The 4,332-nt window shown below is 65.3% G+C and carries 4 protein-coding genes and 1 pseudogene; 2 read left to right on the plus strand and 3 right to left on the minus strand.

Annotation, left to right across the window (positions count from 1 at the left end):
* Positions 1–608, minus strand: a pseudogene (locus EN964_RS26335) (TRAP transporter permease); the annotation flags it as partial.
* A gap of 230 nt (positions 609–838) precedes the next feature.
* Positions 839–1,798, minus strand: a complete 960-nt coding sequence (locus tag EN964_RS26345; RefSeq protein ID WP_127267557.1) for a TAXI family TRAP transporter solute-binding subunit — start codon at positions 1,796–1,798, stop codon at positions 839–841.
* Positions 1,799–2,056: 258 nt separating this feature from the next.
* Here EN964_RS26345 and EN964_RS26350 point away from each other — a divergent pair, with 258 nt between their 5' ends.
* The gene (locus EN964_RS26350) at positions 2,057–2,425 is read left to right on the plus strand and encodes a YciI family protein (protein WP_127267556.1); all 369 of its coding nucleotides are present in this window, start codon (positions 2,057–2,059) and stop codon (positions 2,423–2,425) included.
* A gap of 7 nt (positions 2,426–2,432) precedes the next feature.
* On the plus strand, positions 2,433–3,677 hold the full coding sequence (locus EN964_RS26355; protein WP_127267555.1) for an RNA polymerase sigma factor: 1,245 nt from the start codon (positions 2,433–2,435) through the stop codon (positions 3,675–3,677).
* Positions 3,678–3,680: 3 nt separating this feature from the next.
* Here EN964_RS26355 and EN964_RS26360 read toward each other — a convergent pair whose 3' ends face one another.
* Positions 3,681–4,307, minus strand: coding sequence for a glutathione S-transferase family protein (locus EN964_RS26360; protein WP_127267554.1), 627 nt, complete (start codon positions 4,305–4,307; stop codon positions 3,681–3,683).
* Between the last annotated feature and the right edge of the window lie 25 nt (positions 4,308–4,332).

Raw genomic sequence — 4,332 nt, forward strand, 5'->3', positions numbered from 1 at the left:
GCCGAGACATAGATCGGCGTGCCGTAGATGCCTTCGGTGCCGTAGGCGAAGGTGTCGACCAGCTGGGCGAAATCATAGCCGCGATGGACGAGCGGCGGCGGCAGATGGTTGCCGAAAAAGCAGTAGGCGAGGAAGATGAAGGCGATGATCGCCAGCGGCAGCCCCATCAGCCGCCGCGCCGCCTCGAAGACCAGCACCACCAGCACCGCGCCGACGATGAGATCCGGCGTGGTCAGGAAGCCGGAGCGGCGGATGAGGTCGGTGTAGAACACCCAATTGTACAGGCCGGTGCCGAAGCCGAGCGCCCCGAGCGCCCAGAACGCTGCTTTGGCCGGCATGCTCTTGGCGCGCAGATTGGCGATCAGGCCGAAGCCGAGCAGCAGCAGGAAGCCGACATGCATCGCCCTCACCACCTGGCTCGGCATGCTGCCATAGGCGGCGACATAGATCTGGAACACGGAAAAGGCGACGGCGATGAGAAAGGCGGCCTTGCCGGCGATGCCGTCGCCGAAGCCGGGTGGCAGGCCTTCGACCTGTTCTTCGACGGCAGGCAGATGGAAGGTGGTGGATTTGCCGTCGGTCGTTGTTCCAGACGATGCTTCGCTCATCCGACTGTCTCCAGAAGGAGCGAAGTGTAGTGCGAGGCGCCCCCCTCTGTCCTGCCGGACATCTCCCCCTCAGGGGAGATCAGCAGCGTCGGTGTCTGCGCACGTTCTGCAACGCTAGCGAATGGCGAAAGGTATGGTGACGGCCAATCTCCCCCCTTGAGGGGGAGATGCCCGGCAGGGCAGAGGGGGACGCCTGGCGAGTGCATCTCCGATAGCCGAGCCATGCTCCGCTACTTCAACAATCCCTTCTCCTTGTAATACCGTTCCGCACCGGGGTGCAGCGGCACTGGCATGCCGTCGAGCGCCTTGGCCTGGTCGATCGCCTTGGCGGCGGCATGGGCCGCGGCAAGCTGGTCGAGATGGTCGAATATCAGCTTGGTCATCTGATAGGCGATCTCGTCGGAGACATCGGCGCGGGTGATGAGGAAATTGCCGACGGCGGCGGTGGCGACATCCTCGCTTTGGCCCTCATAGGTACCCTTGGGAATGACCACCGAAAGATAGGGCGAGCCGATCTTCGCAACATCCTCGGCCGGCACCGCCACGACATTGATCGGCACCGAGGTGGCGAGGTCGCGGATCGAGGCGACGCCGAGTCCGGCCGATTGCAGAGTGGCGTCGAGCTGCCGGTTTTTGATCAGCTCGACCGATTCGGCGAAGGGCAGGTATTCGACCCGGCCGAGATCCTCGTATTTCAGCCCCGCGGCGGCGAAGATCGCGCGCGCATTGAGTTCGGTGCCCGACGCCGGTGCGCCGACCGACAGGCTCTTGCCCTTGAGGTCGGCCAGCGTCTTGATGCCGGACTCCTGGCTGGCGACGATCTGGATGTAATTGGGATAGATGGCGGCGATGCCGCGCAATTTGTCGAGCTTGCCTGGGAAACCGGCCTCGGCATTGCCTTCGGCGGCCATCTTGACGGAATCGCCGAGCGCAAAGGCGATCTCGCCCTTGCCCTGCTGCAGCAGATTGAGGTTTTCAACCGAAGCCTTGGTCGCCTGCACCTGGGTGCGAGCGCCTTCGATGCCCTTGCCGTAGATTTCCGACAACGCCACGCCGAGCGGATAATAGACGCCGGATGTGCCGCCGGTCAGCACGTTGATGAATTCCTGGGCTCCTGCCGACACAGCGCCAAGGCCAAGTGACAGCGCCACAGCGCCGGCTGCAACAAGTTTCGTTCTGAAATGAAACATCCGATTTCCCTCCCTGAAATATCGACGACCGCACCGCCTCCCAGGTGCGAACCGGGGCGAGTTTAGACAGTGGGCCGGAAATGCCAACCCGCAATTGTGCTCGTTAGACGAACGGTTGAGAGATCGGGAAGCAGATGGCGGCTTGCACAAAAATCCGTCGGAGCGGAAAGTTTTCCGCATCCTGTCGAAATCGTGCGCTGCCGCGCGACATACGTCCGGCTCGCAACGACGCGGCCTTCGAAACAACGGGAGAAGACCATGCGATACATGATTTTGATTTACGCCGACGAAGCCGCGATGGCGAATGCCCCGGCCGAGGCGACCTACCAGATGAGTGCCGCCTATGGCGCCTATACTGAGGCCCTGAAGAAATCCGGCGCGTGGCTGGCCGGTGACCGGCTGCGCCCGAGTCAGGCGACCACCTCGGTTCGGGTGGCTGGTGGCAAGACCAACGTCCTCGACGGCCCCTATGCCGACACCAAGGAGCAGCTTGCAGGCTTCTACATGATCGAGGCTGCGGATGCCGACGCCGCGATCGCCTGGGCGGCGCGCTGCCCGGCGGCCAGCGCCGGCACTGTCGAGCTGCGGCCGATCTGGGAACTGACCGAGTACCTGTCTGAGAAATGACGATGTGATGGACAGTCGCTCCGAGAACGCCCGGGCGGCCGCCGAGGCTGCCGCCCGGCAGAGCTACGGCAAGCTGGTCGCCTGGCTCGCTGCGCGTACGCGCGACGTGGCCGCCGCCGAGGACGCGCTGGCCGATGCCTTTGCCGCCGCCCTCGAGCGCTGGCCGCGAACCGGCGTGCCGGAAAAGCCGGAAGCCTGGCTGCTGGCGGTGGCGCGGCGGCGCCGTGTCGATGCGGTGCGGCGGCGGCTCACCAGCGAGGCCGGCCGCGAGCATCTCAAGCTGATTGCGCAGGAGGCGGAGGAACGCATGACCGAGGAAGACCTGCCCGACGATCGGCTGCGGCTGATGTTCGCTTGCGCCCATCCGGCGATCGAATCGAGCGTGCGTTCGCCGCTCATTCTGCAGACGGTGCTGGGGTTCGACGCCGCGACGATCGCCTCCGCCTTCCTGGTCTCGCCCGCAACCATGGGCCAGCGCCTGGTGCGGGCCAAGAGCCGCATCCGTGAAACCGGCATTCCGTTCCGCGTGCCGGAGCGGGCCGAACTCGGCGAAAGGCTGGACGCGGTGCTGGAGGCGATCTATGCCGCCTTCGCCGAAGGCTGGTCCGATCCGGCCGGCACCGAAACGCGGCGCCGCAACCTGGCGACCGAAGGCATCTGGCTCGGCCGGCTGGTGGCCTCGCTGATGCCGGAGGAACCGGAGGCACTGGGCCTGTTGTCGCTGATGCTGTTTGCCGAGTCTCGCCGCGCCGCACGGCGCAGCGCCGAAGGCGACTTCGTGCCGTTGGCGGAGCAGGATTGCCTTCTATGGGACCGTGCCCTCATCGACGAGGCGGAAGCGCTGCTTTCCCACGCAGCGGCCAAGGGCGTCATCGGCCGCTACCAGCTTGAGGCGGCCGTGCAGTCCGCGCATGCGGCACGAAGGCTCACCGGCCGCACCGACTGGGTGGCAATCCAGGAACTCTACGACGCGCTGCTTTCGATCGCAGGATCGCCGGTGGTGGCGATAAACCGCGCGGTGGCGATCGCCGAGGCCGAGGGCGCAGTGGCCGGATTGGCGGCTCTTTACGTGCTGGGCGACGACAAGCGGCTTGACGAGTACCAGCCCTATTGGGCCGCACGCGCCGGTCTCCTGGCCAGGCTTGGTCAGGTACCGCAAGCCTGCGAAGCCTATGACCGGGCGATCGGCCTCGAGCGCGACCCGGCGGTGCGCCGGTTCCTGCAAGGAAAAAGAGCGGTGCTCAGAAATTGAGCTTCAGCCCGGCCACATCTCGTGCGAGGTGTTGAGCGTCTTCATCAGCGGATGGTCGCGCAGCCGCGCCCACAGGCGTTCGATGTTCGGCCATGCCGTCCGCGCGCTGTCGATGTCGGGATACCAGGCCACCAGCATGACCAGATAGATGTCGGCCAGCGACATCCGGTCACCGACCAGCCAGTCACGGCCTTCGAGCGCGGCATCGAGAACGGCAAAGCCGCGGTCCATCTCTGCCACGGCCGCCTGCTTGACCGCCTTGGTGCCTTCGGGATCGGCAGTGTAGCGGTATGCGTAGTAGAAACGCAGCACCGCCGAATAGAGAACAGACGACATAAAGGCCATCCAGCGCAGGAAATCCGCGCGGGCAGGCGCTTCTGCTCCCGGCGCCAAATTGGCGTCGGGGTGTCGCTCGGCAAGCACGATGCAGATCGCTGCCGATTCGGTCATCGAGCTTCCGTCCGGCAAGGTCAGCACCGGCACCTGGTTCAACGGACTGATGTCGAGGAAGGCGGGATCGGGCCGGTCGGTCTTCGGCACGTCGATCTGCTCAAATGGTACATTGGCCAGCGCCAGCGCCGCCTCGACCACGAAGCCGCCGCTGCCGGGACGGGTATAAAGCTTGTACATAAATTCTCCCCCGGCCCGGCAGCGG

Origin of the sequence: Mesorhizobium sp. M7A.F.Ca.CA.001.10.2.1 (assembly GCF_003998575.1) — a bacterium.
Classification (GTDB): domain Bacteria; phylum Pseudomonadota; class Alphaproteobacteria; order Rhizobiales; family Rhizobiaceae; genus Mesorhizobium.